The organism is Caballeronia sp. PC1, assembly GCF_021353155.1.
GTDB lineage: Bacteria > Pseudomonadota > Gammaproteobacteria > Burkholderiales > Burkholderiaceae > Caballeronia > Caballeronia cordobensis.
Window position 1 is genome coordinate 882169 of sequence record NZ_JAJUBH010000002.1, and the last position, 26721, is coordinate 908889.

Here is a 26721-nt window from a genome sequence, read left to right on the forward strand (position 1 = left end):
GTTTCCACGGATCCGTATCAAGATGCGGCGCTCAAAAAACAAAAACGCGGACGATATCTCGCCCGCGTTCGTGCATCGGACCCAAGCAGCACTCCGGCAATCAGACCGTGCTGAGCCGCGCCATTTCCGTTTCGACGATGAGCTTCTTCAACTCCGGCACGCACGACCCGCAATTGCCGCCCGCCTTGAGGCACGCCGTGATCTCCGCGGCGCTCTTCAGCCCCTTCTCGCGGATCGCGCTGCAGATCGTATTGCGTCCGACGCCGAAGCACGAACACACCGTCGGCCCGGTGTCTTCGCCCTTGGCCGCCGGCTGGCCGAGCAGGAGGCTCGCGCGGTCGTCGTCGTCGAGACGGTCTTTTTCGAAGAGACTCGCAAGCCACGCGCGCGCGGGAAGATCGGGCCGCTCGGAGATGAACACGCAACTCTCGATGCGGTCGTCCACGAGATGCGCCGCGCGATACACGCCCGCGCTCTTGTCCTCGTATTCGATCCAGTCCGCGTGATGATCGTCGATATGAAAGAGCCCGCGCGCCCAGTCGTGATGATCGCCATGCGCCACATCGAAGCGATTGCGGCCCGCCATTTCGAAGCGCACGAAACGCGTGCCATGCACGCGCGTCCAGTGCGTGACGCGGTCGAGATCGGGCGTGCTGCGTGAGAGCGAAAACCCATGCCATGCGACGTGGAATTTTTCGACCGACACCGGCGTGTGCTTGAACTCCGGTTCGCCCGATACCGGATCGACCACGGGATTGACCACCGCGCCGACGCGCGCATCGGAGGCGACCTGATCGTTCCAGTGAATCGGCACGAAGACGCTGCCGCGCGGCATGCCGCCGCCGTGCTGCACGCGCGCGACCATCGAACCCCAGCGGCTCGCCACGCGCGCGAGCTCGCCCTCGCGCACGCCGCAGGCAAGCGCGTCCTGCGGATGCATGTCGATGAACGATTCGCCGATATGCCCCGCGAGCTTCGCGGAGCGGCCCGTGCGCGTCATCGTGTGCCATTGGTCGCGCACGCGGCCCGTGTTGAGCACGAGCGGATGGTCTTCGTCGGGCGCGTTGACCGGAGCGCGCGGCACCGTCGCGATGAAGCGCGCGCGGCCGTCCGCATGGCTGAAGCGGCCATCTTCGAAAAGACGCGCAGCGCCCTCTTCGCCCGCTGCGAGCAAAGGCCACTGAACCGGCTTCAGCGCGTCGTATTGCGCGCGGCTCATGCCGGCCAGGCCGCCCACGTTGAACGCGCGATAGACGCCCGTGGACGCATCGTTGCGATACGAAGACAGACGCGCGTGCTCATCGAAAATCTCGTCCGGTCCCGCGAAATCGAAACCTGCAAAACCCATGCGCCGCGCCACGTCGCAAACGATGCGCCAGTCGGCGCGCGCATTGCCCGGCGCCGGAAGGAAGGCGCGCTGGCGCGAGATGCGCCGCTCCGAATTCGTCACCGTGCCGTCTTTTTCGCCCCAGCCGAGCGCGGGCAGCAGCACATCGGCGACGGCGTTCGTATCCGTCTTCTCGACGATGTCCGAGGCCACGACGAGCTCGCACTGTTCGAGCGCGCGCTTCACGCGGTCGCCGTCCGGCAGGCTCACGACCGGATTCGTGCCCATGATCCACACGGCTTTCACGCGGCCCGCTTCGATCGCATCGAACAAGTCGACGGCCTTCAGGCCCGCACGTTGCGCGATCTTCGGCGAGGACCAGAACGTCTGCACGATGTCGCCGTGCACCGAATCGCCGAACTCCAGATGCGCCGCGAGCGTATTGGCGAGACCGCCGACTTCGCGTCCGCCCATCGCGTTCGGCTGCCCGGTGAACGAGAACGGCCCCATGCCCGGCTTACCGATACGCCCCGTCAGCAAATGGCAGTTGATGATGCCGTTGACCTTGTCCGTGCCCGCGCTCGACTGGTTCACGCCTTGCGAATACACCGTCACCACGCGCTCGGTGCGTGCGAACAGGCGATAGAACGTCATCAGGTCGTGCTGATCGAGCTTGCAGTCCTTCGCGGTTTGCGCGAGATCGCAAGGCCCGGCCGCCGCAAGCGCCGCGTCGAAGCCCTGGGTGTGCGCATCGACGAAAGACGCATCCGTCGCGCCGTGTTCCGCGAGAAAGGCCAGCAGGCCGTTGAAGAGCCGCACGTCGCTGCCCGGCTTGAGCGGCAGATGCAGGTCCGCCATCTCGCACGTCGCGGTGTGACGCGGATCGATCACGACGATCTTCGTATCGGGCCGCGTCTCCTTCATCTTCACGATGCGCTGGAAAAGAATCGGATGACACCATGCCGTATTCGAGCCGACGAGCACGATGAGATCCGCGCCTTCGAGATCTTCGTAGCTCATCGGCACGAGGTCTTCGCCGAACGCGCGCTTGTGCCCCGCCACCGACGACGACATGCACAGCCGCGAGTTCGTATCGATGTTCGCGCTGCCGATATAGCCCTTCATCAGCTTGTTGGCGACGTAGTAATCCTCGGTGAGCAACTGGCCCGATACATACAGCGCGACCGCGTCCGGACCGTGCGCTTCGACGATACGCGCGAAGCCGTCCGCCACTGTGCCGATAGCGTCGTCCCATGAAACGTCGGCGAGTACGCCGGTGATCTTGTCGCGCCGTTTCGGATTGAGCAGACGGCCCTCGAGCCCGACCGTATCGCCGAGCGCCGAGCCTTTCACGCACAGGCGGCCGAAGTTGGACGGATGGACTTCATCGCCGGCGATAACGACTTCCGTCGCGCTCTTCGGCGACGCCTGAACACCGCAGCCGACGCCGCAATAAGGGCACGTGGTTTTGACTGGAACGATTGGGATGCTCAATTGCAAATCTCACTTTCGCAAAGCGCCTTGCCGAACAACAGTCTGCCACGCAGATGCGAGACATCCGCGCGGTCCTGAATGAGATCGAAGTACCAGCCGCCGTCTTTCACGTCGCCATACAGCACCGCGCCGATCAGACGTCCCGCCTGCAGCACGAGCCGCTTGTAGACGCCGCGTCGCGGATCGCGCAGCACGAGATCCTCGCTGCCGTCGCCGCCGATGAAATCGCCCGCGGAATAGAGATCGACGCCGGTGACCTTGAGCTTGGTCGCCGTCGCGCGCTGCACATAGCGGCGATGCCCCGCGCCCGCGAGATGCGCGCCCGCCACGCGCGCCTGATCCCAGATCGGTGCGACGAGACCGAAGGTCGCCGAACGATGCTGCACACACTCGCCCACCGCATAGACGCGCGGATCGAAGGTCTGCAGCGTGTCGTCGACGACGATCGCGCGTTCGCAATGCAGGCCCGACGCCTGAGCCAGCGCGATATTCGGGCGCACGCCCGCGGTCATCACGACGAGGTCGGCGTCGATCTGCGTGCCGTCGGCGAAGCGCACCGCGCGCACGCGGTCGTCGCCGATGATCGCGGTGGTCTGCGCGGCCATGGCGAAGCGCAGCCCCTTTGCTTCGAGCGAGCGTTTGAGCAAGGCGGCCGCGCTCGCGTCGAGTTGACGATCCATCAGGCTATCGGTCGCATGCACGACCGTCACCGACATGCCCTGCCGCTGCAAGCCGTTCGCCGCTTCGAGCCCGAGCAGGCCGCCGCCGATGATCACCGCATGACGATGATCGCGCGCCGCGTCGAGCATCGTTTCGACATCCTGAATATCCCTGAATGCGATCACGCCGGGGAGATCGCAACCGGGCACCGGAATGATGAACGGCTTCGAACCGGTCGCGATCAGCAGGCGGTCGTAACGCGCCTCGACGCCCTTCTCCGAGCGCACGATGCGCCGCACGCGATCGATTTCGGTCACGGCGTCGCCCGCATGCAGCGTGATGCCGTTCGCGTCGTACCACTCGCGCGTGTTGAGAATGATATCGTCGACGCGCTTCTCGCCCGCAAGCACCGGCGACAGCAGAATGCGGTTGTAGTTGCCGTACGGCTCCGCGCCGAACACGGTGATGTCGTACAGATCGGGCGCGATCTTCAGCAACTCTTCGACCGTGCGCATGCCCGCCATGCCGTTGCCGACGACGACCAGGCGCTGCCGCGCCACCGGCGGCGCGTTCAGAGACGCGATGGCCGCAACCGCATATTCCGTCTTCATGCGGCGACCCAGACCTTGCCGCCCGCGACCTTCACGCGATACGCGCTCACCGAAAGCTCCGGCGCTTCGAGGCATTCGCCGGTGCGCAGATCGAAGTGCTGCTTGTAGATCGGCGAGGCCACCACGATGCGCTCGCCCACGCTGCCCACAATGCCGCGCGAGAGCACCGCCGCCTGCGAATGCGGATCGTAGTTGTCGATCGCATAGAGGGCCGCGTCTTCGCCCGCGAGATGAAACACCGCGACCTGCGTGCCCTTCACGAGCGCGCACACGCCCGTATCGGGCACGATGTCGTCGAGTTCGCACACGGCGGTCCAGTCCTGTTCGATGCGGTCGTTCATGATGTTTTTCTCCTGGGCGTTAGACGGTTTCGACGATCTTCGACTTGCGTTCTTCCAGCGTCGCGGGACGAATCTGGCCGCGCTCTTCGACGAACGTCACGTTCGCATCGCCGGCGTCGCTGTTGACGAAGTGACGGAAGCGCTTACGCGTATGCGGATCGGTGACGGCCTTCTTCCATTCGTCTTCGTAGGTATCGACCACGAGCTGCATTTCCGCTTCGAGTTCGGCGGCGATCTCGAGCTTGTCGTTGATGACCACGTCGATCAGATAGTCGAGGCCGCCTTCGAGGTTGTCGCGCCATACGCTCGTGCGTTGCAGGCGGTCCGCCGTGCGCACGTAGAACATCAGAAAGCGGTCGATGTAACGCACGAGCGTGTCGTGGTCGAGATCGGAGGCGATGAGTTCGGCGTGACGCGGCTTCATGCCGCCGTTGCCGCACACGTAGAGATTCCAGCCCTTTTCCGTCGCGATCACGCCGACGTCCTTGCCTTGCGCTTCGGCGCATTCGCGCGTGCAGCCCGACACGCCGAACTTGATCTTGTGCGGCGTGCGCAGGCCCTTGTACCGGTTTTCGAGTTCGATCGCGAGACCGACCGAATCGCCGACGCCATAGCGGCACCACGTCGAGCCGACACACGATTTCACCGTGCGCAGCGCCTTGCCATAGGCATGGCCCGATTCGAAGCCCGCGTCGATCAGCTCTTCCCAGATGAAGGGCAACTGCTCGACGCGCGCGCCGAACATATCCACGCGCTGGCCGCCGGTGATCTTCGTATAGAGGCCGTACTTCTTCGCGACCTGACCGACCGCGATGAGACCGTCGGGCGTCACTTCGCCGCCCGGCATGCGCGGCACGACGCTATACGTGCCGTCGCGTTGAATGTTGGCGAGGTAGTAATCGTTCGAATCCTGCAGGCTCGCGTGCTCCTTCTTAAGCACGAATTCGTTCCAGCACGATGCGAGAATGTTCGCGACCGCCGGCTTGCAGATATCGCAGCCGCGCCCCTTGCCATGCTTCGCGAGCAGCGCGCCAAATGTGCGATGCCCTTCCACGCGTGCGATGTGATACAGCTCCTGACGCGAATACGGAAAGTGCTCGCAGATATGGTTGTTCACGGCAAGGCCTTGCCGCTTCATCTCCGACTTCATCACCTGCGTGACGAGCGGCACGCAGCCGCCGCACGACGCGCCCGCCTTGCACGACGACTTGATCGCGCCAATGCTCGTCGCGCCCGCGCATACCGCCGCGCAGATTTCCGCCTTGCTCACGTTGTTGCACGAGCAGATTTGCGCCGCTTCGGGCAAGGCTTCGACGCCGAGCGCGGGCTTTGCCTTGCCATCGCTCGAAGGAAGGATCAGGAACTCGGGCGCTTCGGGCAATTCGATCTTGTTCAACATCATTTGCAGCAGCGTGCCGTATTCCGTCGCGTCGCCGACCATCACGGCACCGTGCAGGAACTTGCCGCAATCGGACACGACGAGCTTCTTGTAGACCTGCTTGCGCTCGTCGCTGTACTGATACGTGCGGCTGCCCGGCGTCTTGCCGTGCGCATCGCCGATGCTCGCCACATCGACGCCCATCAGCTTGAGCTTCGTGCTCATGTCCGCGCCCGCGAACGCGGCATCCGCGCCTGCGATCTGCTTGGCGACGATGCGCGCCATGTCGTAACCGGGCGCAACGAGGCCGAACAATTGCCCTTTCCACAGCGCGCATTCGCCGATCGCGAAGATATCGGCATCGCTCGTGCGGCATGCGTCGTCGATCACGATGCCGCCGCGCGTGCCGATCTCGAGACCCGCCTCGCGCGCGATATCGTCGCGCGGACGAATGCCTGCCGAGAACACGATCATGTCGGTGTCGAGATGCGTTTCATCGGCGAAATTCATGCGATTGACCGCGCCTTCGCCCTCCACGATCGCGAGCGTGTTCTTGCCCGTGTGCACCGTCACGCCGAGCTCTTCGATCTTGCCGCGCAGCACGCGTCCGCCGCCGTCGTCGACCTGCACGGCCATCAGGCGCGGCGCGAATTCGACGACATGCGTGGCGAGCCCCATGTCGCGCAAGGCCTTCGCCGCTTCCAGCCCGAGCAGGCCGCCGCCGATCACCGTGCCGGTCTTCGCGCGCGCGCCGAAGGCCTGCATCGCTTCGAGATCCTCGATCGTGCGATACACGAAGCAGCCTTCGCGGTCCCGGCCTTCGACCGGCGGCACGAACGGATACGAGCCGGTCGCGAGCACGAGCTTGTCGTACGCCAGCACATCGCCGTTCGATGCGGTCACGATGCGCGTGGTGCGATCGATCGCGACCGCGCGCGCGTTGAGCTTCAGCACATAGCCCGACTGCTCGAAAAAGCCTTCCTGCACGAGCGAAAGATCGTCCGCCGACTTGCCCGTGAAGAACTCGGTGAGATGCACGCGATCGTAGGCGGCGCGCGGTTCTTCGCACAGCACCGTCACGTCGAGCGCCTGCGGGCCGCTCTCGGCGAGACATTCGAGGAACTTGTGGCCGACCATGCCGTGGCCGATGACGACGATTTTCATCAGGATACCTTTTTAGTTTGCAACGACATTGTTCGCTGCGAGCGCGCTTTCGCGCAGCGCGGCTTCGCGTGCCTTGTGTTCCGGCGAGAAGCGCACGGCGAGCGCGCACAGCGCCGTGCCCGCGACGATCACGCCGAGCATCGAGAGCGTCGCCTGCGCGTTGCCGAGGCCTTTCATCAGGAAGCCCGCCGCGACCGCGCCGACATTGCCGCCCGCGCCGATCACACCGGCCACGCCGCCGAGCGCCTTTCGATCGATGAACGGCACCAGCGCGTAGGTCGCGCCACAAGCCATGTGCGTGAAGAGACCGAACGCGAGCATCGCGACGACGGCGCTCACGACGCTCGATGCATGTGCGAACGCATAGAGGCCGATGCCTTCGCCCGCGATCAACGCGAAGAGCAGCGTCGCGCGGATGTCGAGACCGCGCTTCGCGGCGGCCTTGTCGGACAGCCAGCCGCCGAGCGCGCGGGCGAACAGCGCGAGCAGGCCGAAGCTGCCCGCGGCCATGCCGGCCTGGCCGAGCGTGAGATTGAAGTGATCGACGTAATAGATGGCCGCGATGTTGTGGATGAACACTTCCACGCCGAAGCACGCGCCATACGTCACGAAGAGCATCCACACGCGATAGTTCGCGCACGCCGTGAGAAAGCTCTGCCAGCCGCCCTTCTTGCCGCCGTCGATCGCGATGCCCGCGCGGCGCAGCGTCGCGAAATCGCCTTGCGGGCAGTCCTGCGTGTAGCGCCAGTAGAAGTACGCCATGACCGGCATGGCGATGCCCGGCACGATCAGCGCGACGCGCCATGCCGATGCTTCGCCCGCGCCGAGCGCGATCGCGGCCGCGACGAGGAGCGGAATGATCGCCTGCGCCGCGCCCGCGCCTGCGTTGCCCCAGCCGGCGGTCGTCGCGTTCGCGGTGCCGACGACGTTCGGCGCGAACATCACCGACGTGTGGTACTGCGTGATGACGAAGCTCGCGCCGATCGCGCCGATCGCGAGGCGGCACCACAGGAAGCTGTCGTAGCCCGTCGAAAGCGCCGCGCCGAGCACCGGCAGCGAACCGGCGAGCAGCAGCGCGCTATACACGCGGCGCGGGCCGAAGCGGTCGCACATCGGACCGACGACGAGCCGCACGAGAATCGTCACGGCGACCGCCGCGATATTGATGTTGGCGATCTGATCCGCCGTGAGACCGTACTCGCGCTTGATGAGCGGCATCAGCGGCGCGCACGCGAACCACGCGAAGAAGCACACGAAGAACGCCATCCACGTGAGATGGAACGCGCGCATCGGCGCGCTGCGCATGCTGAAGAGATCGATCCGGGTGGCTTTGTCCATCGTCCTTCCCAAAAAAAGAAAGGCGTCCCGCGCATGCGACCGGTTGGCCGAATGCGGGGGACGCCGTTGTCCGATGCCCGCATGGCTGCAACCTGCCGGGCGCTGTATTCAGGACGGATCGCCGTTGATCCGATGACACGGCATAAGGCAAGGCCTATGCCATGCGCTCGCTATCGGCTGGAAAGCATTGCTGCGTATGGGTCTGAGCGATGCGTGCACCGCGAATGCACCCGCGATGCGCGTCATGTTTCGATGCAGCCGGGCACAGCGATGGTGCGACGCAGCACTGATGCCGTGCGTTCGATTCATGCGAGACGGTTCGCCTGCGCGAGGCACGTTCGCGTCCAACCGGTGCCGCGCATGAGATCCACGCACAACGGCAGTGCGAAAGAGGCGCATAGTGTCCAATGGCCCGCTTATTGCATTGATGAAAGCGCCGCGAGCAACGGCGCGCGCGGCACGACGACGTGAAAAGCAAGGACAATGGCGTCCCTTCGTGCAGCGGCACGAGCGGACGCTTTCGGCGTTTGCCGCGCCGATGCAGCCCCACTACGCAAAGAATCAGGAAGCAACGATGAGCACCACCACAGGCAAAGTCACCTTGTTGAGCGCGGGCCCGGGCGATCTGGATCTGCTCACCTTGCGCGCCGCGAAGTCGCTCGCCGCCGCCGATATCCTGCTGCTCGACGATCTCGCCAACGCCGACATCGTTACGCTCGCGCCGCATGCGCGCGTGATTCGCGTCGGCAAGCGCGGCGGTTGCAGATCGACGCCGCAGGCCTTCATTCAGCGCCTCATGCAGCGTTACGCGAAGAAAGGGCTGCATGTGGTGCGCGTGAAAGGCGGCGACGCGCTGCTTTTCGGACGCGCGGGCGAAGAGATCGCGGCGTTGCGCGACGCGCATATCGCGGTCGAGATCGTCAACGGCGTGTCGTCGGGCTTCGCGGCGGCGGCGGGACTCGGCATCTCGCTCACGCATCGCGATCATTGCCAGGGCGTGACCTTCGTCACCGCGCACATGCAGGATCACGGTCAGCCGGACTGGGCCGCGCTCGCCGCAACCGGCACCACGCTCGCGATCTACATGGGCATGAGCCGCATCGCGAGCCTCACGGCGGCGCTCTCCGATGCACTGCCCGCAAGCACGCCGGCGGCGATCGTGCAGAACGCGGGATCGTCGATGGAAAAGCGCCTCGTCACGACGCTCGACCGGCTCGCGCAGGAAGCCGCCGCGGCTGGCCTCGGCAGTCCGGCGGTGATTCTCATTGGCGGGGCGATCGGTGAAGCGGCGGAATTCGCATTCCCATCCGCCGCGCGTGCCGCCGACACCAAAGGACTCGCCCATGCCGCGTGAAGCGGCGCGCATGCTGCGCGTTCTTCTCGTCACCGACACCGACAAACCCATCGGCGATTTGCGCGAGCAGCTCGCGCGCATGGGCTATGAGATGCTCGCCGAAGTCGCCGCGCCGTCGGCGCTGCACGAGGCCGTCGAGAGTCAGAAACCGGATGTCGTCATCATCGACACCGAATCGCCTTCGCGCGACACGCTCGAACAGCTCGCGGTGATGAACAAGGCCGCGCCGCGTCCCGTGCTGATGTTCAGCAACGACGCCGATCAGCAGTTCATTCGCGCGGCCGTCGGCGCGGGCGTGACTGCGTATTCCGTCGAAGGACTCGCGAGCGCGCGGCTCGCGCCGATCATCGAGGTGGCGCTCGCGCGCTTCGCACACGAAGAACAGTTGCGGCAACGCCTCGCGCAAGTGGAGAACGAACTGGAACAGCGCAAGGTCATCGACCGCGCGAAGCGTCTTCTGATGGACAAGCGCGGCATGTCCGAGCAGGAGGCGTACGCGGCGCTGCGCAAGCGCGCGATGGATCAGGGCGTGAAGGTCGCGGAAATCGCGCGCCAGTTGCTCGCGCTGGCCGATCTGCTCTAGGTTCACCGACATCTTATGAACATCACTTCTTCCCAGCCCGAGCGCACGCATCTGCGGCTTGGCTTCGTCGCGCTGTCCGATGCCGCGCCGCTCGCCGTCGCCGCGCTGCGCGAACTCGGCGCACGCCACGGCATCACCATCGAGCTATGCCGTCAGCCTTCGTGGGCCGCCGTGCGCGACAAGCTGCTCTCCGGCGAACTCGACGCGGCGCATGCGCTTTACGGGCTCGTGTACGGCGTGCAGCTCGGCATCGGCGGACCGCAGGCGGACATGGCCGTGCTGATGGTCCTCAATCGCAACGGTCAGGCGATCACGTTGTCGGGCCCGCTCGCCGACGCGATCCGCGACGGCGCGAGCGTCAAAGACGCGCTGTCGTCGCTCGGCCGCAAGCCTGTCATCGCGCAGACCTTTCCGACCGGCACGCACGCGATGTGGCTGTACTACTGGCTCGCGGCCAACGGCGTGCATCCGTTGCGCGACGTGCAAAGCGTCGTGATTCCGCCGCCACGCATGGCCGATGCGCTCGTCGAAGGCGCGCTCGACGGCTTCTGCGCGGGCGAGCCGTGGCACGCGGTGGCCGAGGCGCGCGGCGCGGGCAGGACGGTCGCGTACACGAGCGAGATCTGGCCGGATCATCCGGAAAAGGTGCTCGCGTGCCGGCGCGATTTCGTCGCGCTCAATCCGAACACGGCGCGCGCGCTCGTGCGCACCCTGCTCGATGCGTGCGCCTGGCTCGATACGGCCGGGCATCGCGCGGACATCGCGCAGGCGCTGGCGTCGCCCGCGCTGCTCGGCGTGCCGCGCGCGCTGATCGAGCCGCGCCTCGCCGCGCCCGACGGCGGCGATGCGCGCGCGCTGCCGCTGCGTTTCTTCGATGACGGCGCGGTCAACTATCCGCGCATATCGGACGGCCTGTGGTTCATCACGCAATACCGGCGCTGGGGCATGCTCGACGCCGGTCTCGACGATGCCGCCATCGCGCGGGCCGTCAATCAGACCGCGCTTTACCGCGAGGCGGCGCAGGCCGCGGGCATCGCGGTGCCCGGCGAGCGGCGCGCGGCGACGTTCTGCGACGGCCGCGTCTGGGACGGCAACGATGCGGCGGCTTACGTCGCGGGCTTCGGCGTGCGCGCGTAGAAAAGCGCCTACCATGGAATCTCCAGCGCGTACCGGAGATTCGCCATGGAACTGCTCGCCATCGCCATCGACAAGCCCGAGGACACCAACTTCATCCTCGGCCAGTCGCATTTCATCAAGACGGTCGAGGATCTGCACGAGGCGCTCGTCGGCGCGGTGCCCGGCATCCGCTTCGGGCTCGCGTTCTGCGAGGCGTCGGGCAAGCGGCTCGTGCGCACGTCGGGCACGGACGACGCGCTCGTCGAGATGGCCGCGGGCAACGCGCAGCGCATCGGCGCGGGGCATAGCTTCATCATCGTGCTCGGCGACGGCTTTTTTCCCGTCAACGTGCTCAATACCGTCAAGAACGTGCCGGAGGTGTGCCGCATCTTCTGCGCGACCGCCAATCCGACGCAGGTGCTCGTCGCGCAGACGGATCAGGGACGCGGGATCGTCGGCGTGATCGACGGGCTGCCGCCGCTCGGCGTCGAAACGGCCGAGGACGTGCAGTGGCGCAAGGATCTGCTGCGCAAGATCGGCTACAAGGCCTGAGCCCTGACGCCTGAACCCTGAGGCCTGAACCTTGACTTGAGCGGGCAAATCACGAGAATGACGCCCGCGCGCACCCGTTACGGCGCTTTTTTCGATCCGGGGCGCGGCATCATGGACAATATCGGGATACGGTATAAACGCCGTTGGCGTTTTCGTTCGTGTGCCGCGGCCCGCTGAACCGCCGCGCCCACACGTCTTAAGATTCCCGGCATCAACCCCGCCGATACGGCATCGAACACCGGCCACCCGCGCCGCCCGAGGATAAGGTCGTCCTCGCGCGGCCAACAGGAGCATCACATGACCGATATGAACCCAGGCTTTTTCGGCAGGATTGGCATTGCCTTCGGCGCCTTCTTCGGCATTCTGGGCAATGCGGCGTTCGCGGGCCGCGTACAGCGCCTGCGCGAAGCGCCGCTCGCGCCCGAAGCCGCGCCCGTCGCGCCTGCCGCGCCCGAGAAGCCGCAAGCGCCGCAGCCGCCGAAGCCGGCCGCCGCGCCCGTGCAGCCCGCGCCTTCCGCGCTGAAGGAAGCCAGCCCCGTCGCCGCGCTGCAACTGCTCGGCCTCTTGCAGCGCGACGCGCGTTTCATCGATTTCGTCGAGGAAGACATCGCCCAATACAGCGACGCCGATATCGGCGCGGCCGCCCGCCTCGTGCACGACGGCTGCCGCGCGGTGCTGCGCGAGCATTTCTCGATCAAGCCGGTGCGCGGCGAAGCCGAAGGCAGCCGCATCACGCTGCAGGAAGGCTTCGACGCCGCCGCCGTGCGCCTCACGGGCAATGTCGTCGGCAAACCGCCCTTTTCGGGCAGCATCAGCCATCGTGGATGGAAGGTCGAGGACACGCGCCTGCCGAAGCTCGCGCCGTCCCATGATGCGAGCATCGTCGCGCCGGCGGAGGTGGAACTGTGAGCGACATCAACTCGAACGAAAACCCGGCGCGCTATTCGATCGGCGTCGATCTCGGCACGACGCACTGCGCGCTCTCCTATGTCGACATGAGCGCGAGCGACGGCGAAAAAACCGCGCAAGGCGTGCTTCCTGTTTCGCAACTGACCGCGCCCGGCGCCGCCGAAGAGCGCGACCTGCTGCCTTCGTTTCTCTATCTGCCGCATGAAAACGAGCTCGCGCCCGGCGATCTGACGCTGCCGTGGACGCAAGAGCGCACGTTCATCGTCGGGGAGCTGGCGCGCACGCGCGGCGCGGGCACGCCGATCCGCCTCGTCTCCAGCGCGAAAAGCTGGCTGTGTCATCCGGGCGTCGATCGCCGCGCGGCGATTCTGCCGTCGGATGCGCCCGAGGAAGTCGAGCGCGTCTCGCCGATGGAAAGCTCGGTGCGCTATCTCACCCATCTGCGCGAGGCGTGGAATCACGCGCATCCGGATGCGCCGTTCGATCAGCAAGATGTGACCGTGACGATTCCCGCGTCGTTCGATCCCGCCGCGCGCGAACTCACGGCCGAAGCCGCGGCGGCTGCCGGCTACACGCGCATGACGCTGCTCGAAGAGCCGCAGGCCGCGCTGTATAGCTGGATTCAGAAGTCGGCGGGCGGCTGGCGCAAGCAGGTCAAGGTAGGCGATGTCATTCTCGTCGTCGATGTCGGCGGTGGCACGACCGATCTTTCGCTGATCGCGGTCGTCGAGCGCGAAGGAAATCTGGAGCTGCATCGCGTGGCGGTGGGCGAACATATCCTGCTCGGCGGCGACAACATGGACCTGGCGCTCGCGCACACCGTCGCGCGCAAGCTGGCGGCGGCGGGCACGCAAGCCGATCCGTGGCAATTGCGCGCGCTCACCTACGCGTGCCGCTCGGCAAAGGAAACGCTGCTGTCCGATCCATCGACCGACGCCGTGCCGCTCGTCGTGCCGAGCCGCGGCTCGAAGCTGATCGGCGGGTCGCTGCGCACCGAACTGACGCGCGCCGAGCTCACGCAAATCCTGCTCGAAGGCTTTTTCCCGCAAGTCGATGCCGCCGCGCGGCCGGTTTCGCGCGCGCGCGTCGGTCTGACGCAACTCGGTCTGCCGTATGCGCAGGACGCCGCCGTCACGCGCCATCTCGCCGCGTTCCTCGGCCGTCAGGTGAATGCGCTGGCGGAAGTCGAAGGCTTGCAGCATAAAGCACCGCAGGGCGCGACGCTGCTGCACCCGACCGCCGTGCTCTTTAACGGCGGCGTGTTCAAGTCGCCGCTGCTCGTCGAACGCGTGATGACGACGCTCAACGCATGGCTCGCCGCCGAGAACGCGCCGCCCGCGCGTCTGCTCGAAGGCGCGGATCTCGATCTGGCGGTGGCGCGCGGCGCGGCTTATTACGGCTACGTGCGGCGCGGCAAGGGCGTGCGCATTCGCGGCGGCACGGCGCGCGCGTACTACGTCGCGGTCGAATCGGCGATGCCCGCCGTGCCCGGGCTGGAGCCGCCCGTGCAGGCGCTGTGCGTCGCGCCGTTCGGCATGGAGGAAGGCACCGACGCCGCCTTGCCCGCACAGGAATTCGGGCTGGTGGTCGGCGAGCCGGTGCATTTCCGCTTCTTCGGCTCGTCGGTGCGGCGTCAGGACACGGTCGGCACGCTGCTCGACTACTGGCAGCCGGACGAATTGCAGGAGCTCGAAGAGATCGAGGCATCGCTGCCGCCCGAAGGCCGCACGCCGGGCGAAGTCGTGCCCGTCAAGCTGCACGCGCGCGTGACCGAAGCGGGCACGCTCGAACTCGAAGCGGTTCCGCGCGGCTCGTCCGAGCGCTGGAAAGTTGAGTTCGACGTGCGCGGCGGGGCGAACTCGGGCGTGGATCAGGGCATGGGCCTGTAAGTGTCCACGCGCAAGAAAAAAGCGGCGGCGCGTGCGCGCTACAGCGTCGGCATCGACCTGGGAACGAGCAATACCGTCGTCGCTTATGCAGAAACGGGCTCGCACGATATCCGCGTGTTCGAGATCGAGCAGCTCGTGGGCGCGGGCGAAGTCGCGGCCCAGCCGCTTCTGCCTTCGCTGCGCTATCACTACGCGCCGGGCGAGCTCAAATCCGAGGATCTGCAATTGCCGTGGGGCGAGATGGAAGCCCCCGCGGTCATCGGCCGGTTTGCCCGCGCGCTCGGCGCGCAGGTGCCCGGCCGCCTCGTGTCGAGCGCGAAAAGCTGGCTGTCGCATGCGGCGGTCGATCGCCTCGCGCCGATCTTGCCGTGGGGCGCGGGCGACGACGTCGAGAAAATCTCGCCCGTGATCGCGAGCGCGAGCTATCTGGCGCACGTGCACGCGGCGTGGAACGAGCGCTTTGCCGATGCGCCGCTCGACCAGCAGGACGTGGTGCTGACCGTGCCCGCTTCCTTCGATGAAGGCGCGCGGGCGCTGACGCTCGAAGCGGCGCGCATGGCGGGCCTCGACACGCTGCGGCTGCTCGAAGAACCGCAGGCCGCGTTCTACGACTGGCTGTTTCATCATCGCGCGACGCTGACGGACGAACTCGCCGCGACGCGTCTCGTGCTGATCGTCGATGTCGGCGGCGGCACGACCGACCTCACGCTGATCCAGGTCGCCATGAAGGATGGCGAGCCCGAACTGACACGCATCGGCGTGGGCAACCATCTGATGCTCGGCGGCGACAACATGGATCTCGCGCTCGCGCATCTCGTCGAGAAGCGGCTCACGGGCGGCGAGACGCGGCTTTCGGCGGCGCGCCTGTCGGAACTGGTCGAGCGCTGCCGCGCCGCGAAGGAGCAACTGCTGGGAGACGGTGCGCCCGCATCCGCGTCGATCACGCTGCTCGGCGCGGGTTCGAAGCTCATCGGCGGCGCGCGTTCGGCCGATGTGACGCGCGACGAACTCGAACGGATCATCGTCGACGGCTTCTTTCCGATGGTGTCCGCGAGCGACCGGCCGACGCGCGCGCGTAGCGGCATCGTCGAGTTCGGGCTGCCCTATGCGAGCGACGCGGCCATCACGCGGCATGTCGCGGCGTTTCTCGGCCAGCACGCGGGCGAGGCGCGCAAGGCGCTCGACGCGCCAGCCGAAACGCCCGCCATTCCGGACACCTTGCTCCTGAACGGCGGCGTGTTTCGCGCCGATCCGCTCGCGCGCCGCATCGCCGATACGCTCTCGGCATGGCGCGGCGAAGCCGTCAACGTGCTCGCGAACGGCCATCCCGATGTCGCCGTCGCGCGCGGCGCGGTCGCCTATGCGCTCGCGCGCGCGGGCCATGCGCCCAGGATCGGCGGCGGCTCGGCGCGCAGCTTCTTCCTTCTGCTCGAAGACGACGCCAGCGCGGCGCGCGGCGTCTGCGTGCTGCCGCGCGGCACCGAGGAAGGCCAGCCGATCCATCTCGCCGACCGCACGTTCGCGCTCACGCTCGGCGCGCCGGTGCGCTTTCACCTGGCGTCATCGGTGGCGGAGGCCGGGTTCAAGGCGGGCGAACTGGCGGACCTCGCGGCCGCATCGGGCGATTTCGTGCGCCTGCCGCCGATCGCGACGGTCGTCGATCCGCGCGCCGCGGGCCACGGCAAGGCGAGCGAAACGGCGGTGCAACTGACCACGTCGCTCACCGAAGTCGGCACGCTGGAGATGCACTGCATCGCCGTCGACGATCCCGCCCGGCGCTGGCTGCTGGAGTTTCAGTTGCGCCGCGACGGGCAGGACAGCGACGAGACCGCGAGCGAAGCGCATCCGGCGTTGCCGAAAGCCATCGAGCTGATCGACCGCACGTTCGGCGCGAAGTCGCAGGACGTCGGCCCGAAGGAGGTCAAGCGCCTGCGGGCGCAACTCGAACAGGCGCTCGGCGCGCGCGACGGCTGGGACATCGCGCTCTTGCGTGAACTCTTCGGCGCGCTGTTCGAGCGCGCGAAGAAACGCCGCCGCAGCGCCGATCACGAGCGCCTGTGGCTCAATCTCGCGGGCTACTGCATGCGGCCGGGTTTCGGCCATCCGCTCGACGAATGGCGCGTCGAGCAGTTATGGACGCTCTTCGATCAGGGCATCCAGTACAGCAACGAGAGCCAGATCTGGTCCGAATGGTGGACGCTCTGGCGCCGCGCGGCGGGCGGGCTGCCTGAAGCTGCGCAGTTGCGGCTTCTGGACGACATGGCGTTCGTGCTCCAGCCGCCCGGCACGAGCCGCTATCGCAAGGCGGCGGGCGCGGCGCGCGCGGGTTACGAGGACATGGTGCGGCTCGCGGCGTCGCTGGAACGCGTGCCGGTCGAACGCAAGATCGAAGCCGGCGAATGGCTGCTCACGCGCCTCAGGAAACCTTCGGAGAACGTGCAGAGCTGGTGGGCGCTCGGGCGCATCGGCGCGCGCGCGCCCTTTTACGGCAGCGCGCACGGCGTCGTGCCGCCGGATATCGCCGTCGCATGGCTCGATGCGCTCCTCGCGCTCGACTGGAAGAAGGTCGATCCCGCCGCGTTCGCCGCCGTGCAGATCGCGCGCATGACCGGCGACCGCTCGCGCGATCTCCCCGACGATGCGCGCCTGGCCGTCGTCCAGCGCCTCGACACGATGGGCGCACCGGCGGCGTGGATCGCGATGGTGCGCGAGACCGTCGAGCTCGATCGCGCCGACGAGGGGCGCGTGTTCGGCGAAACGCTGCCGGCGGGGCTCAAGCTCATCCGCTGAACGCATCGAAATGCTTCGCTCTCAGAAGTTTTTTCGCCGATGCGTGGCGGCCAGGCCCCGTGTGTCTTGAATACGGGCGGGCCGCATCCTATGGTTATCAGTGTGTCGATATGGACACGCACTGAAGGAGGTCAGCATGCCATCCCCACGCAAGGCTCAAGCGAGCCAACCCGCCGAAACGGAAATGTCGAGCCGCAAGAAAACGGCCGGCAGCAAGGCATCGCCCGCGAAGGCCGCAGGCACGAAGGAAATGCAGGTCACGAAACGCACCACCAAGGCCAAGCCGAAAGCCTGAGCGGTATCCGCAAGACGCGCCCTCGTCCTCGTGCGGGGGGCATTCGAGTTGGCTGTCCTTCGAATCGGCGAGCGGAAACGAGACGCTCGCCGTTCGGCTCCCGGCATCGACCGGGCCGCTTTTTTCCTCCCTTCCCCCTCCCGCCTCGCCGCCTGCCGCCAAAACCCGCCATATAGACGCAATAATTTCCGGTTATAACCGCGGATGGCTAAAAAAAGGCGTATTGGTATGACCGCATTGGCCTAAAGTAGATATCCCGATTCCGTGAGCGAGCATGAAGATGGCCGTACCGCAACGCGCCGCCGACGTGCGCACCCCAGGGATTCTGTTCGCGGCCGCCCGTGAGGCCGGCGCGAGCCTGGTGCGCAATCTGTCCATTCCGGCGCCGTTCTCCGACGCCGCGCTGGAGGCGCAGTTCCTCGAAGACCACAGTCAGCGCTTTTGCGCGTTCCGGCGCGCATCGACGCTGCTCGCGCTCGCCATCTGGACATGCTTTCTCTGGTGGGACCTGAGCTTCGCGCGCGGCAATCAGGCGCTCGACTCGCGCCTGCCGGCCATCCTCGCGCTGCGCTTCGCGGGCATCGCGCTGCTGTTTTTCGTCGGCGTGCTGGTGCTGCGGCCGTCGTTCCGCTCGCACGCGAGCTCGCAGCGCATCATTCTCACGGGCATCTACGGGCTCTTGTGCCTGATCCTCGCGATGGTCGCGATCACGCCCGCGCCTTATAACTACACGCAGCATTTCATCGGCCTGTGCCTCGCGCTGTTCTTCCAGTTCAGCTTCTTCTACCTGCGCTCGCGCGTCGCGCTGACCGCGGGGGTGATCACGCTGGCGTCGATCGTGCTGCTGCAGGTCGCCATCCATCTGCTCAACACGGAAGACTTCCTCGCCGGCGTCTTCTATATGTTCAACGTCGTGGTCGTGGGGCACGGCGTCTGCACGCATGCCGAGCGCGTGTCGCGCGAACGCTATAGCTCGGAGCGCGCGCTCGCTTCGCTCAACGACGAATTGCGCGCGGCGAACGTCTCGCTCGGCCGCAAGAACCGCGAGCTGGAAGTGTCGAAGAAGGATCAGGAGAACAAGACCAACGCGCTGCTCGCGCTGCGCGAGCAGCAGATGATCGCCGCGCAGACCGCGAGCCGCGAGAAGTCCAACTTCCTCGCCGCCGCGACCCACGACTTGCGCCAGCCGATGCACGCGCTGAACCTGTTCCTGCAGGCCGCCGCCGAAGCCATCCGCAACGGCGAGTTCGATCAGGCCGAGCGGCTCATCAACGAATGCGGACGCTCGTCCGTGATCCTCGCGCGCCTCTTGAACGCCGTGCTCGATCTGTCGCGGCTCGAATCGGGGCGCGTCGTGCCGCGCTATCACGTATTCGACGTGCGCAGCATCGTCGAGGAAGCCGCCGAGCAGTTGCGCCCGTTCGCGACGAGCCGGGGCGTGGAATTGCGGCTGCGGCTGCCGAAGGAGGACGTCGTCTGCGTGAGGAGCGACGCGCACTGGCTCGGCCGCGCGGTCGCCAATCTCGTGTCGAACGGCATCAAGTACGCGGATACGAGCAAGACGTCGAAGCCGACGGTCATCATCGGCGTGGTGCGTTCGGCCACGCGCGCGCGCATCGACGTGCTGGACAACGGCATCGGCATTCCCGCCGATTATTTCGACGCGATCTTCCAGCCGTTCTTTCAGGTCGACAATCCCGAGCAGGACCGCGACAAGGGGCTCGGCCTCGGGCTGTCGATCGTCAATGCGGTCGTGTCGATGCTGGATCAGCACCGCATCGAGCTCAAGTCCACCGAAGGGCGCGGCTCGCGCTTCTCGCTGGAAATGCCGCTGTGCGGGCCGTCGCTCGACACGCCGTCGGCGCGCGCGCCCGCGCGCTCCGAAGCCGCCGAGGCCGCGCAGCTCAGCGGCCGCTACGTGCTGCTCGTGGAAGACGACGGCCTCGTGCGCGCGTCCACCGAAGCGCTGCTGTCGCAATGGGGCGTGCTCTACGACTCCGCCGCGACCTTCGAGGAATACGAGGAGATTCTCGCGACGATCGAGCGCTTCCCCGATCTCATCATCACCGACTACCGGCTGCGCGACTTCAAGACCGCGCGCGAAGTCGCGATGCTGAGCGCGCGCAAGCTCGGGCGGCCCTGCCCCTGCCTCGTCGTGACGGGCGAGCCGGCCGCGACGATCGTGCCGCTCGCGTGCGACCACGACGTGCTGTCGAAGCCCGTGAGCCCCGCCGAACTGCGCCGCGAAATGGTGACGCTCATCGCCGGAGAGTGCGCGGTGACTGCGGCATGACGAAGCACCGGATCATCTACGACACCGATCCCGGCATCGACGACGCCATCGCGCTCGTGTTTCTGGCGCGGCATCCGGACATCGAGCTCGTAGGCATCACGAGCGTGTTCGGCAACGCCGATATCGACACCACGACCCGCAACGCGCGCTATCTGGCCTCGCGTTTCGCGCCGCGCGTGCCGGTCGCGCGCGGCGCGGCGGCGCCGCTGAAAGGCCCGCCGCCGGAGCCGATCTCGCACATCCACGGCAACGACGCGCTCGGCGACATCGAGCGCATCGGGCACGTGGACAAGCCCGAAGACGGCCGCGCGGCGCATCGCTTCATCATCGACGCGGTGCGGGCGCATCCCGGCGAGATCACGCTGCTCGCGGTCGGGCCGATGACCAATCTCGCGCTCGCCTTGCAGGACGCGCCGGAGATCGCACAGCGCGTGCGCGAAGTCGTCGTGATGGGCGGCGCGTTCGGCATCCACGGCACGCTCGGCAACGCGACGCCCGCCGCCGAAGCGAACATGCACGCCGACCCGGACGCCGCCGATATCGTGTTCGGCGCGCCGTGGAAGGTGTCGATCGTGGGTCTGGACGTCACGCACGAAACCGTGATGACGACCGCGTTTCTGGCCGCGCTGCGCGACCGCGCGGGCGACGCGGGCCGTTTCGTGTGGGACGTGTCGCGCTTCTACGAACGCTTTCACGCCGCCGACGGCATGAGCCGGGGCATCTACGCGCACGATTATTCGGCGGCGGCGTTCATCGTCGCGCGCGCGCTTTACACGACGCGGCGCGGCCCGGTGCGCGTGCTGACCGATGGCTTCGCCGCGGGCCTCACGATACAAAAGCCCGCCTCGATGCGCACGGATTCGCCCGCGCCCGGCTGGGACACGCGCCCGGCGTGCGACGCGTGCATCGGCGTGGATGCGGACGCGGTGCTCGAACTCTTCGCGAAAACGCTATCGAGCTAGGCGCGCGCCGAGCCACGCGCGCAGCGCCTCGACTTCCTCCATGCAAACCGAATGCGGCATCGGATACGCGTGCCATTCGACATCGCAGCCCTGCTGGCGCGCGAATTCCACCGCCTGCTCGCCGAGGCTCACGTTCAGCACGTCGTCGAAGGTGCCGTGGGCGGCGAAGATCGGGATCGAGCGGTTGGCTTCGCTGAGCGATTCATCGACGAGGCCTTCGGACGGAATGTAGCCCGACAGCACGATCAGCCCCGCGAGCTTCTCGGGATGCGTCAGACCCGCGTGATAGGTCATCGCGCCGCCCTGCGAGAAGCCCGCGACGAAAATGCGCTCGCTCGGAATGCCGCGTGCATTCTGCTCCTGGATGAGCGCGCGCACGCGGGCCACCGAAGCGACGATGCCCGCCTCGTCCACGCGGCGATTGATGCCCTCGAAGGAGAGGATGTCGTACCACGCGCGCATCACGTAGCCGTTGTTCGCCGTGACGGCGATTTCCGGCGCGTTCGGAAACACGAAGCGGATGGCGGGCGCATCGGCGAGACGCAGTTCGGGCACGAGCGGCACGAAGTCGTTGGCGTCGGCGCCGAGGCCGTGCATCAGGATCACGGCGAACTCGGGGTCCGGCGCGGTTTCGATCTCGATGGTCGAAGGTTGATCGGTCATTGCCCGTCACTCCTTTTCAGATGATGGGAACGAGAATCTGCACGATGCCGACGATCGACAACAGCCACACGAGCGAGCGCACGAACGGCACGCCCGCCGCGTAGAGCGGCACGTACACGAGGCGCGCGACGAAATACGTGAGCGCGCCGTAATGCGTCATCGGATTCTCGCGCCCGGTCACATGCACGATCAGCACCGCGACGGCGAAAATCGGCAGCGTCTCGAACAGGTTGGCCTGCGCGCGCATCAGCCGGCCGGAAAGCCTGCCGGGCGGCGGCGTCGCGGCGTCGCGCGGGCCGGCCTGATATTTGAGGCCGACTTCGCGGTTGCGCACCACGGCAGGGAGCAACACTTGCACCAGCGCGAGCACGAGCGTCCACGCCAGCATCTTCAGTTCGAAACTCATGGCGCCTCCATCGGCCAGTGCACGCGTCGGGTCGCGCCCATGATGCCATCACGGGCCGTGAGCGTGTAGTCTTGAAAACAATCCGTCTCTTCCCCTTATTCCATGCTCGCGATCACGCTCCGTCTCTCGCCCGGCGACGATCTGCGCGCCGCGCTCGATCTCGCTTTCCGCGAACGCGCGCTCACCGCCGCGTATGTGCTGCAAGGCATCGGCAGCCTGAGCGTCGCGCGGATTCGCTACGCGGGCCGCGACGACGCATCCGAATGGCGCGCCGACCTCGAAATCCTGACGCTCGCGGGCACGCTCTCCGCGCAGGGGCCGCATCTGCACATGAGCATTGCCGATGCCGACGGCCGCGTGCGCGGCGGCCATGTCGCGCCGGGCTGCATCGTGCGCACGACGGCGGAGATCGTCGTCGCGAATCTGCCCGGCGAGCGCTACACCCGGGAGCACGACGCCGCCACGGGTTTCGCCGAGCTCGTCATCCGGGCAACGTGACGGCGAGCGGCGGCATGGCGCCGTCCAGCGCCAGTTCGTGCCGCGCGATCTGTTCGAACGCCCCGCTCGTCTCCGAGTAATCCCAGCGCTCGACCAGGGTTTGACGCGCGCCGCCCGCGGACGCGTCATGGCGGATCACGTTCACCGAATTGTCGATGGTGCCGCGCGTGCGCGACGACAGCGCCGTGCCCGCCTGCACCGCCCACATGCGGCGCGCGAGGCCCGCGAAGGTATCGTGCAGCGGCAGTACGTAAGGAAGATGAATGTGTCCGCCGAGAATCAGGTCCGCGCCCGCGCGCGCCCAGCGCTGCACCGCGCGCTCGCGGCCGTGCAGCAGATTTTTCTCGTCCTGCGCGCGCGTGACGGCCACCGGCTGATGCGTGACGACCACGCGCAATTGCGCCGCGCTCGCCGCATCGAGACGCGCGGCGACACGCCTGATCTGCTGCATCGACACTTCGCCGTTCTTGTGGCGGTACGCCCGCGTCGTGTTCACGCCGAGCACGAGCAGGTCCGGCGACTCGAACGCGGGTTCCAGTTCCGCGCCGAACACGCGCTGATGATTCGCGTACGGATAGCACAGCCGCGCGAGCGGGTTGAAGAGCGGAATGTCGTGATTGCCCGGAACGACGAGCGTCGGCGTCGCGCCGAGCGCATCGACGAACGCGCGCGCCGCCGCGAACTGGGATCTGCGCGCGCGCTGCGTGATATCGCCCGACAGCACGACGAGATCGGGCGCGAGCGCATCGGCGAGACGCAGCAGCGCCGCGACGACGAGCGGCCGTTCGGTGCCGAAATGGGTATCGGAAATCTGCAGCAGCACGGTCATGAGCGATTTGCTTGCGCCGCCTCCGGCTCGGGCTTGAGCAGCCATAGCGGCTTGTCGGAAACGCGGAATTCTAGCGGCATCGGCAGCCTCGCAATCTCGCCATCCGTCGCGATCTTGATCCTTTTCCGCTTCTTCGACGGATGCATCACCGTGATGCGCCCGAACGTGAAGCTCACGACGTGATCCGAATCGGACAGCCGTCCCGCCGCGCCATGCAGCGAAAGCCACAGATGCATGAGGCGTCCCACCGGGCGCGGCGCAATGGCCACGAGCAAACCCTGTTCCAGCGCGTGCGCCTCGTCCGGCATGCCGATCTGCTCCATCTGCAGCCGGTTGTTGCCGACGAAGAGCGTGGACGAGCGGATCTCGGTCGTGCGGCCGTCGTGATCGATATGCAGGCGCAGGTGCCGGTGAGGCTTGAGCAGCGTCGAGAGCGCCGACCACAGCGCGACGAGCCGGCTGCGGCCGAATTGCCGTTTGTAGATTTCGCGGTCTTCGAGCAGCCGCGGATAAAGGCCGAGGCTCGCGTTGACGAGAAACATGCGCTCGTTGACGAAGCCCACCTGCGCGGCCCAGGCGCGCGCGTTGAGCAGGAGCTTCGTCGATTCTTCGGGGTCGGCGGGAATGCCGTGATCGCGGCTGAAATAATTGAACGTGCCGCGCGGCAGCACCGCGAACGGGCAGCCCGCCTCGTGTGCGGCATGGGCGACGGCGCACAGCGTGCCGTCGCCGCCCGCGCCGACGAGCACGCCGTTTTGCGCGCACGCCTCCGCAGCCGCTTCGCGCGCGACACTCGCGAGGCGGCGTGGATCGTCCACGATACGCAGCGCGAAACGCCGGCCCGCCGCGCCGAGTTCGCGTTCGAGCACGGCGCGCGTCGCGTCGGACTGGCCGCGGCCCGAGCCCGCGTTCATCACGATGAAGAACGGCGCGTCGGCGGCGAGCGTGCGTGCGGGTTCGGCGAATGTGGCGGATGTAGCGGATGTAGCGGCTGGAGTCATCGGCGGCGCTCCTTCGATTGCCCGCGTGCGGTCACACGCCGGGCCGGACCCGCGCATGCGCAGGCCAGGCCCGCGCGTGCACGCGCTTGCCGATTATAACGAAAGGCTTACAACCACAGCGCCCGCCGGACGCGCCACACGCACCGATGCTTACGTGTGCTCGCCGCGGATGTAGTACTCCAGTTGCTGGATGGTGAACTGCTGCTCGGAGATGATGTTCTTCACCAGATCGCCGATGGAGATCATGCCGACGAGCTTGCCGTCGTCGATCACCGGCAGATGGCGCATGCGCTTGTCGGTCATGAGCGCCATGCAGTCGTCGGTGGTTTGATCGGGGCGCACGTAGCGCACCTGCGAGGTCATGATGTCGCGCACGGGCGTCTGTTTCGACGCGCGGTCCATCAGGACGACTTTGCGCGCATAGTCGCGCTCGGTCATGATGCCCACGATCTCGTCGCCTTCCGTGACGATCACCGCGCCAATGTGTTTGTCGGCCATCAGCTTGATTGCATCGAAGACCGACGCCGTTGCGGCAACCGTATAGACCGTCTGGTCGGGTTTCGAATTCAGAACCTGTGCGACTGTTGCCATCGAGCGCCTCCGTTGTATGCGGGAAACGTTGTTGCGCCTCTTCGACGGATTGTGCTGCAGCGTCGAGCGTAAAGCCTCGCGCCCCATGCCTTCATCGGCATTAACCCGACCATTCGAAAAAGTATAGATCAACGCGGTGACGTGCAAGTGCGGCGCGCGCCGCGTTTCTTCGCGCTCGCCGTTTCCCGCGCGCCTTCAGTTTCGTCGATTAATGCCGCTAATCAGGCATCCGGCGGAAAGTATCCGCCAGAAGACAGACATACGACGGCAACGCGGAGCGACGCACCGCTTAGAGGGAGAACGAGGTGAGCAGTTCACAACAGGATATCGAGCAGCGCGTGCGGCTCGCGGGCAGCAACATGTTCGAATTGCTCCTGTTCAGGCTCGGCGAGGCGCCGGGCTCCGAGCAGCGGGAGCTTTACGGCATCAACGTGTTCAAGGTGCGCGAGATTCTCGCCATGCCGACGATCACGGCGGTCGCCGGATCGAACGAAGAAATTCTGGGCGTCGCGGATATCCGCGGGCAGATCATTCCCGTGATCGATCTCGCGCGCATCACCGGCTGCCGGCCGAAGAACGGTCCGAAGATTCTGCTCGTCACCGAATTCGCGCGCACGACGCAAGGCTTCGCGGTCGAGGAAGTCGACGATATCGTGCGGCTCGAATGGAATCAGGTGCTCTCGGCGGAATCGCACTCGGGCGGCAAGACCGTGACGAGCTTCGCGCGTCTGGACGGCAATGTCGATGGTTCGCGGCTCGCGCAGGTGCTCGATGTCGAGCGCATCGTGCGCGACGTGCTGCCGTCGCGGGAAAGCGACATCACCGAGGCGAACACCGGCCGCCTGCAACTGAAGCCGGGCGCGCGCGTGCTCGCGGCGGACGATTCGGGCGTCGCGCGGGCGCTCATCGAGCAGAGCCTCACCGCGATGGGCGTGCCCTTCGTGATGACGAAAACCGGTCAGGAAGCGTGGGACGTGCTGGAAGCGGCGCTGCGCAAGGCGCAGAAGGAAGGCACCGAAGTCGCGGATCACATCGCGCTCGTGCTCACGGATCTGGAAATGCCGGAAATGGACGGCTTCACGCTCACGCGCCGCATCAAGGCGGAGACGGGGCTGATGCACATTCCGGTGGTGATTCACTCGTCGCTGTCGGGATCGGCCAACGAGCAACATGTGCGCAAGGTCGGCGCGAATGCGTATGTGTCGAAGTTCGAGGCGTCGGAACTCGCGAACGTGATGCGCGGCGCGCTTGCCGCCTGAAACGGCATCGCCGCCCGGAACGAAGACCTTGTGAGTCTGCGTTCCGGACGCCGAAGCAGTCTTTCAGCCGATGCACCCGGCGGATGAGCCGGGCAAAGCCGAACCGGTTATTGACCGAAGAAGACCGATTGCGCCTTGTTGGCCGATTGCGTGCGGTTGCCCGATTGCGCGACATTGTCACGCGAGCCGCCGAAAGCCGTCGAGTTCACGGAGTTTGCGTTTTGTTCCGCGGCGATCGTCTGCGCGCTCGGGCCTTGCTGCGACGACGGCGCGCCGACAGCCGGACGGTAGAACGGCGCCGGGCCGTAGCCGCTCGCGAAAGCGGGTGCGGCGAGCGTGGCGGAAGCGGCGATCAGAAGGGTAGCGATGAGATTGCGTTTCATGGTGTGCTCCAAAGACGGTTTGACGTTCAATCAGA

At 66.7% G+C, this 26721-nt stretch carries 23 protein-coding genes; 12 read left to right on the forward strand and 11 right to left on the reverse strand.

All coding sequences use genetic code 11. The features are described from left to right. Positions 1–100 precede the first annotated feature (100 nt). Genes LY284_RS19990 through LY284_RS20010 form a run of 5 tightly spaced genes read right to left on the reverse strand, consistent with a single transcriptional unit; the run spans position 101 to position 8313 of the window. Positions 101–2827: a nitrate reductase gene (locus LY284_RS19990; protein ID WP_233387746.1), complete on the reverse strand. Its 2727-nt coding sequence runs from the start codon at positions 2825–2827 to the stop codon at positions 101–103. Further along, positions 2818–4092, reverse strand: coding sequence for an NAD(P)/FAD-dependent oxidoreductase (locus tag LY284_RS19995; protein WP_233387747.1), 1275 nt, complete (start codon positions 4090–4092; stop codon positions 2818–2820). Before LY284_RS19995 ends, LY284_RS19990 begins: the two co-directional genes overlap by 10 nt. Beyond that, complete coding sequence (gene nirD / locus LY284_RS20000) at positions 4089–4433, reverse strand: nitrite reductase small subunit NirD (protein WP_014251036.1); 345 nt, start codon at positions 4431–4433, stop codon at positions 4089–4091. Before nirD ends, LY284_RS19995 begins: the two co-directional genes overlap by 4 nt. A gap of 19 nt (positions 4434–4452) precedes the next feature. Beyond that, positions 4453–6975, reverse strand: a complete 2523-nt coding sequence (gene nirB / locus LY284_RS20005) for a nitrite reductase large subunit NirB (protein ID WP_233387748.1) — start codon at positions 6973–6975, stop codon at positions 4453–4455. 12 nt (positions 6976–6987) lie between these two features. Then, positions 6988–8313, reverse strand: coding sequence for an MFS transporter (locus LY284_RS20010; RefSeq protein ID WP_053569551.1), 1326 nt, complete (start codon positions 8311–8313; stop codon positions 6988–6990). A gap of 574 nt (positions 8314–8887) precedes the next feature. Here LY284_RS20010 and cobA point away from each other — a divergent pair. The 10 genes from cobA (at position 8888) to LY284_RS20060 (ending at position 21056) form a co-directional block, all read left to right on the forward strand. Beyond that, positions 8888–9667 carry a uroporphyrinogen-III C-methyltransferase gene (gene cobA, locus LY284_RS20015; protein WP_233387749.1) on the forward strand — a complete coding sequence of 260 codons (780 nt, stop codon included), beginning with the start codon at positions 8888–8890 and terminating at the stop codon, positions 9665–9667. A 10-nt stretch (positions 9668–9677) separates the two neighbouring features. Continuing rightward, on the forward strand, positions 9678–10250 hold the full coding sequence (locus LY284_RS20020) for an ANTAR domain-containing response regulator (protein ID WP_014251040.1): 573 nt from the start codon (positions 9678–9680) through the stop codon (positions 10248–10250). A gap of 15 nt (positions 10251–10265) precedes the next feature. Then, positions 10266–11387, forward strand: coding sequence for a CmpA/NrtA family ABC transporter substrate-binding protein (locus LY284_RS20025; protein ID WP_233387750.1), 1122 nt, complete (start codon positions 10266–10268; stop codon positions 11385–11387). A gap of 45 nt (positions 11388–11432) precedes the next feature. Further along, positions 11433–11918, forward strand: coding sequence for an adenosine-specific kinase (locus tag LY284_RS20030; protein WP_014251043.1), 486 nt, complete (start codon positions 11433–11435; stop codon positions 11916–11918). Between the two features lie 297 nt (positions 11919–12215). Further along, positions 12216–12827 (forward strand): DUF2760 domain-containing protein, encoded by a 612-nt coding sequence (locus LY284_RS20035; RefSeq protein WP_045454607.1) that lies wholly within the window; start codon positions 12216–12218, stop codon positions 12825–12827. After that, a complete protein-coding gene (locus LY284_RS20040) occupies positions 12824–14716 on the forward strand; it encodes an Hsp70 family protein (protein WP_233387751.1) in 1893 nt (630 codons plus the stop codon). The genes LY284_RS20035 and LY284_RS20040 overlap by 4 nt, the downstream gene beginning before the upstream one ends. Continuing rightward, positions 14717–17506, forward strand: a complete 2790-nt coding sequence (locus LY284_RS20045; protein ID WP_233387752.1) for an Hsp70 family protein — start codon at positions 14717–14719, stop codon at positions 17504–17506. 136 nt (positions 17507–17642) lie between these two features. Continuing rightward, positions 17643–17801 (forward strand): hypothetical protein, encoded by a 159-nt coding sequence (locus tag LY284_RS20050; RefSeq protein WP_156903134.1) that lies wholly within the window; start codon positions 17643–17645, stop codon positions 17799–17801. A gap of 280 nt (positions 17802–18081) precedes the next feature. After that, entirely contained in the window at positions 18082–20094 is a 2013-nt protein-coding gene (locus LY284_RS20055) for a hybrid sensor histidine kinase/response regulator (RefSeq protein WP_053569859.1), read from the forward strand. Beyond that, positions 20091–21056 carry a nucleoside hydrolase gene (locus LY284_RS20060; protein ID WP_233387753.1) on the forward strand — a complete coding sequence of 322 codons (966 nt, stop codon included), beginning with the start codon at positions 20091–20093 and terminating at the stop codon, positions 21054–21056. Before LY284_RS20055 ends, LY284_RS20060 begins: the two co-directional genes overlap by 4 nt. Here LY284_RS20060 and LY284_RS20065 read toward each other — a convergent pair. After that, the gene (locus tag LY284_RS20065) at positions 21045–21719 is read right to left on the reverse strand and encodes an alpha/beta hydrolase (protein WP_014251049.1); all 675 of its coding nucleotides are present in this window, start codon (positions 21717–21719) and stop codon (positions 21045–21047) included. The two genes, LY284_RS20060 and LY284_RS20065, sit on opposite strands and share 12 nt — an antisense overlap. 16 nt (positions 21720–21735) lie before the next feature. Then, positions 21736–22125 (reverse strand): MAPEG family protein, encoded by a 390-nt coding sequence (locus LY284_RS20070; RefSeq protein WP_014251050.1) that lies wholly within the window; start codon positions 22123–22125, stop codon positions 21736–21738. Positions 22126–22227: 102 nt separating this feature from the next. On the opposite strand from LY284_RS20070, the gene LY284_RS20075 reads away from it, so the two are divergent. Next, positions 22228–22623 carry a PPC domain-containing DNA-binding protein gene (locus LY284_RS20075; protein WP_233387754.1) on the forward strand — a complete coding sequence of 132 codons (396 nt, stop codon included), beginning with the start codon at positions 22228–22230 and terminating at the stop codon, positions 22621–22623. Here the strand turns inward: LY284_RS20075 and LY284_RS20080 are convergent. The 3 genes from LY284_RS20080 to LY284_RS20090 form a co-directional block, all read right to left on the reverse strand. After that, entirely contained in the window at positions 22607–23452 is an 846-nt protein-coding gene (locus LY284_RS20080; RefSeq protein ID WP_233387755.1) for a metallophosphoesterase, read from the reverse strand. The genes LY284_RS20075 and LY284_RS20080 overlap by 17 nt on opposite strands. Continuing rightward, positions 23449–24453 carry a diacylglycerol kinase family protein gene (locus LY284_RS20085; protein WP_233387756.1) on the reverse strand — a complete coding sequence of 335 codons (1005 nt, stop codon included), beginning with the start codon at positions 24451–24453 and terminating at the stop codon, positions 23449–23451. Before LY284_RS20085 ends, LY284_RS20080 begins: the two co-directional genes overlap by 4 nt. A gap of 150 nt (positions 24454–24603) precedes the next feature. Next, positions 24604–25044, reverse strand: coding sequence for a CBS domain-containing protein (locus LY284_RS20090; RefSeq protein ID WP_014251054.1), 441 nt, complete (start codon positions 25042–25044; stop codon positions 24604–24606). Positions 25045–25349: 305 nt separating this feature from the next. Here LY284_RS20090 and LY284_RS20095 point away from each other — a divergent pair, with 305 nt between their 5' ends. Continuing rightward, positions 25350–26303, forward strand: coding sequence for a chemotaxis protein (locus LY284_RS20095; protein WP_014251055.1), 954 nt, complete (start codon positions 25350–25352; stop codon positions 26301–26303). Positions 26304–26410: 107 nt separating this feature from the next. Here the strand turns inward: LY284_RS20095 and LY284_RS20100 are convergent, their stop codons facing one another. After that, on the reverse strand, positions 26411–26686 hold the full coding sequence (locus tag LY284_RS20100) for a hypothetical protein (RefSeq protein ID WP_233387757.1): 276 nt from the start codon (positions 26684–26686) through the stop codon (positions 26411–26413). Positions 26687–26721: the final 35 nt, after the last annotated feature.

Coding starts and splice junctions, on each gene's coding strand:
- LY284_RS19995 (WP_233387747.1), bottom strand. CDS start 4,092: ATGAAGACGGAATATGCGGTTGCGGCCATCGCGTCTCTGAACGCGCCG.
- nirD (WP_014251036.1), bottom strand. CDS start 4,433: ATGAACGACCGCATCGAACAGGACTGGACCGCCGTGTGCGAACTCGAC.
- nirB (WP_233387748.1), bottom strand. CDS start 6,975: ATGAAAATCGTCGTCATCGGCCACGGCATGGTCGGCCACAAGTTCCTC.
- LY284_RS20010 (WP_053569551.1), bottom strand. CDS start 8,313: ATGGACAAAGCCACCCGGATCGATCTCTTCAGCATGCGCAGCGCGCCG.
- cobA (WP_233387749.1), top strand. CDS start 8,888: ATGAGCACCACCACAGGCAAAGTCACCTTGTTGAGCGCGGGCCCGGGC.
- LY284_RS20020 (WP_014251040.1), top strand. CDS start 9,678: ATGCTGCGCGTTCTTCTCGTCACCGACACCGACAAACCCATCGGCGAT.
- LY284_RS20025 (WP_233387750.1), top strand. CDS start 10,266: ATGAACATCACTTCTTCCCAGCCCGAGCGCACGCATCTGCGGCTTGGC.
- LY284_RS20030 (WP_014251043.1), top strand. CDS start 11,433: ATGGAACTGCTCGCCATCGCCATCGACAAGCCCGAGGACACCAACTTC.
- LY284_RS20035 (WP_045454607.1), top strand. CDS start 12,216: ATGACCGATATGAACCCAGGCTTTTTCGGCAGGATTGGCATTGCCTTC.
- LY284_RS20050 (WP_156903134.1), top strand. CDS start 17,643: ATGCCATCCCCACGCAAGGCTCAAGCGAGCCAACCCGCCGAAACGGAA.
- LY284_RS20055 (WP_053569859.1), top strand. CDS start 18,082: ATGGCCGTACCGCAACGCGCCGCCGACGTGCGCACCCCAGGGATTCTG.
- LY284_RS20060 (WP_233387753.1), top strand. CDS start 20,091: ATGACGAAGCACCGGATCATCTACGACACCGATCCCGGCATCGACGAC.
- LY284_RS20065 (WP_014251049.1), bottom strand. CDS start 21,719: ATGACCGATCAACCTTCGACCATCGAGATCGAAACCGCGCCGGACCCC.
- LY284_RS20070 (WP_014251050.1), bottom strand. CDS start 22,125: ATGAGTTTCGAACTGAAGATGCTGGCGTGGACGCTCGTGCTCGCGCTG.
- LY284_RS20075 (WP_233387754.1), top strand. CDS start 22,228: ATGCTCGCGATCACGCTCCGTCTCTCGCCCGGCGACGATCTGCGCGCC.
- LY284_RS20080 (WP_233387755.1), bottom strand. CDS start 23,452: ATGACCGTGCTGCTGCAGATTTCCGATACCCATTTCGGCACCGAACGG.
- LY284_RS20085 (WP_233387756.1), bottom strand. CDS start 24,453: ATGACTCCAGCCGCTACATCCGCTACATCCGCCACATTCGCCGAACCC.
- LY284_RS20090 (WP_014251054.1), bottom strand. CDS start 25,044: ATGGCAACAGTCGCACAGGTTCTGAATTCGAAACCCGACCAGACGGTC.
- LY284_RS20100 (WP_233387757.1), bottom strand. CDS start 26,686: ATGAAACGCAATCTCATCGCTACCCTTCTGATCGCCGCTTCCGCCACG.